The organism is Frankia sp. AiPs1, from assembly GCF_023716945.1.
GTDB lineage: Bacteria > Actinomycetota > Actinomycetes > Frankiales > Frankiaceae > Frankia.
In genome coordinates this window covers 1-2,837 of the sequence record NZ_JAMQQF010000688.1, presented here as the reverse complement: position 1 = coordinate 2,837, position 2,837 = coordinate 1, and the positions used below count along the sequence as shown (strand labels likewise).

Here is a 2,837-nt window from a genome sequence, read left to right as displayed (position 1 = left end):
GTCGGCCGCCGGGGGTGAGACGGCGGTCTTGGCGACACGCCGCGATGACCGCGGCGGCCGGCTGGGCTCGGCGGGTTCGGCCTGCGTGGGCACGGCGTCGATCGCGGGCGTGGGCACCGGGTTGTCGGCGGGCTTCCTGGCGCGGATGGTCGCCGGGGCGCGTCGCGGCTCGCCGTCCTTCGTCGTCGCCTCGGTCGGCCGGTCGATCCGTTGACCGGTCCGCGCCTTCGTGGCTCGCTCCGGTTTGGTGGCTGCTTCGGCTTTGGTGGCTGCTTCGGACTTGGTGGCCGATGCGGGCTTCGCGGCTGCTTCCGGCTTCGTGGCTGCTTCGGGCTTCGTGGTTCGCGCCGGCCTGGCCGCTCGCCCTGCCTTCGGGGCCTTCGCGGTCCTGGTGGTTCGGCGGGTACGGCCGGACGGGGCGCCGGGCAGCACGACCGGGCCGGGCAACGGCCGGATGACCCCGGCCTCGTCCCGGATCGCCAGGACGGGCAGCGGCCGGTTCGGGTGGTTGGCCTCCTGCGCTGCCAGGGCGGCCGCGGATTCGGGCTCGGCGAACCCCGGCTGCCAGCGTTCCATCTCGGCGCGGAAGGGGCCGGTGCTGCCGAGCTGGCAGAGAATCCCGATCGCGCCGAGGGTGACCCGGTGGATGAGCAGGTACGACGGCGGAAGGTTGAGCTGGCGGCCGAGCTGCGCTGCGGCGGAGCGCCAGTCGCTCAGGCGGGCCGCCTCCTTGCGCAGCCAGGCTCGGGAGAAGGTGAACTCCTGCGTGGCGATCGGCTCCAGCATCGGCGCGAGGTAGTCGAGCAGGTCGTCGGCGTCGATCTCGGCGGACGGCGGGATGAATCCCTCGTCGCGCAGGCCGGCGGCGACCGCCTGCGCGTCGCCGGCCAGGGTCTGGCGGGCCAGCCGACCGATCGGCGCGGGAAGCCCGCCGGGCAGGCGGTTCACGGCGCCGAAGTCCAACACGCCGAGCCGGCCGTCGGGCAGCAGGCGGAAGTTCCCCGGATGAGGGTCGGCGTGTAGCAGGCCGGTGCGCCCGGGACACGAGTAGAGGAACCGCACGAGCAGCAGGCCGGCGGCGTCCCGCTGCTCGGCGGAGCCGTCGGCGATGATGGCGGACAGCGGGATGCCGTCGATCCACTCGCTGACGAGCACCCGGTCCGAGCCCGCCAGCGGGCGCGGGACGACGATGTCCGGGTCGCTGGCGTACGCCTGCGCGAAGGCCGACTGCCACGCCGCCTCCAGCCGGTAGTCAAGCTCCTCGGTGATCCGGGCCTTGAGCTCCTCGACCAGCGGCTTGATGTCCAGCCCCGGGGTCACCGCGCTGAACAGCCGGGCCGCTCGCCCAAGTTGGGTGAGGTCGGCGACCAGGGCCGGCCCGGCCCCCGGGTACTGCACCTTGACCGCGACCGGCCGGCCGTCCGACCACACCGCCCGGTGTACCTGGCCGATGCTCGCGGCCGCGGCCGGCGCGTCGTCGAACTCGACGAACAACGACCGCCAGTCCGCTCCGAGCTCCTCGGCGAGGACGCGGTGAACCACGGAAGCGGGCAGCGGGGGTGCCGCCTCCTGGAGCTTGGTCAGCGCGGCCCGGTACGGCGCGGCGACCTCGTCGGGCAGGGCCGCCTCGAACACGGACAGCGCCTGGCCGAGTTTCATCGCGCCGCCCTTGAGCTCCCCGAGGACGCGGAAGATCTGCGCGGCGGTGCGTTGCTGGAGTTCGGAGGCGACGGCCTCCGCGGGACGGCCGCCGATCCGTTTGCCGACGCCGAGCGTGGCTCGGCCGGCTATTCCGATCGGGAGCGTGGCCAGTTTGGCGGTGCGGATGACGGCCCGCCGTGGGATGTCGGACACCGCTCCATCGTGCCTTGTTCCGAGGCGTGAGGGGCGCCGACCGTGGGTAGTGGTTGCGGCGAGGTTGCCGCCGCGGCCCGGGCGCCGCTGCCGGCGCGCGGGCATCCGGCACCCGGATCTCAGGCATCGGCGCCGGCCTGCCCGGCCGCGGATCGGGCGGCGCGACAGGGACAGTTGGGGTGCACCGGCCAGCTTCGCCGGCGGATGCGCCAGTCCGGCAGGGCGAGCTCCAGCGCCCCGTCCGCCGTTACCGGAAGGATCTTTGGACCGAAGTCGGGTGTGTCGAACATCTCATCTTTGGTGCTTGCGATTGCGTGGGGCAAGTCCGTGTTGTCGGACTGGTGCCCGGTCGGCCCCGGGTCGGGCGACGGTGGGACGGTGCGGTCCAGGAAGGCCAGCGCCTGCATGGCGGTGATCGCCGCAACGAGGCTGGCGAGGGTGATTTCGCACGGATCGTGGCCCGCCGTGCGCGGACGGACGAGCTGCATGGCCAGCATCGGCCAGACCGGGTCGCGGGCGTGCCGGTGCAGATGCTGACAGTGCAGGCAGGCCGTCTCGGTCGGCACGACGAGTGGGCCGACGATCCCGGTCGTCTCGCGTACCCCGGCCAGCAGATGAGGCGTCCCGCGACGTTCGAGATCGAGGCAGACGCCGGGCGCGACGGTCGGCGGGCCGACCGGGGCCAGCACGATCAGATCCGCGTCGAAGGCGTCCACCCGCGGTCCGTCGCCGCTGCTCGAGGGCGGCAGCGGCGCGGAGCGGCCCGCGCCGAGACCGGGACGCCGATCGGCCTGCCGGCGCACCCGGGTCATCGCCGTCCCCGCGGCGAGCGCCCGAGGCCGGCCGACGTCGTCCAGGCGCAGCCCGCCCGGAGACACGTCGGCGGCCGTCGTCACCTCCGCGTCGTCGACCACGACCCGGCCGACCCCGGCCGCAGCGAGCAGGGTCGCGATCTGGGCGCCGACCCGCCCGGCGCCCCGCAC

At 74.4% G+C, this 2,837-nt stretch carries 2 protein-coding genes; both read right to left on the bottom strand.

The features are described 5' to 3' along the window. On the bottom strand, window positions 1-1,854 hold a 1,854-nt coding region (locus ND748_RS29410), incomplete at its 3' end, for an AarF/ABC1/UbiB kinase family protein (protein ID WP_251749451.1). 119 nt (window positions 1,855-1,973) lie between these two features. Beyond that, window positions 1,974-2,837 (bottom strand): ThiF family adenylyltransferase (locus ND748_RS29405; RefSeq protein WP_251749450.1); only part of this gene is annotated, 864 nt, incomplete at its 5' end.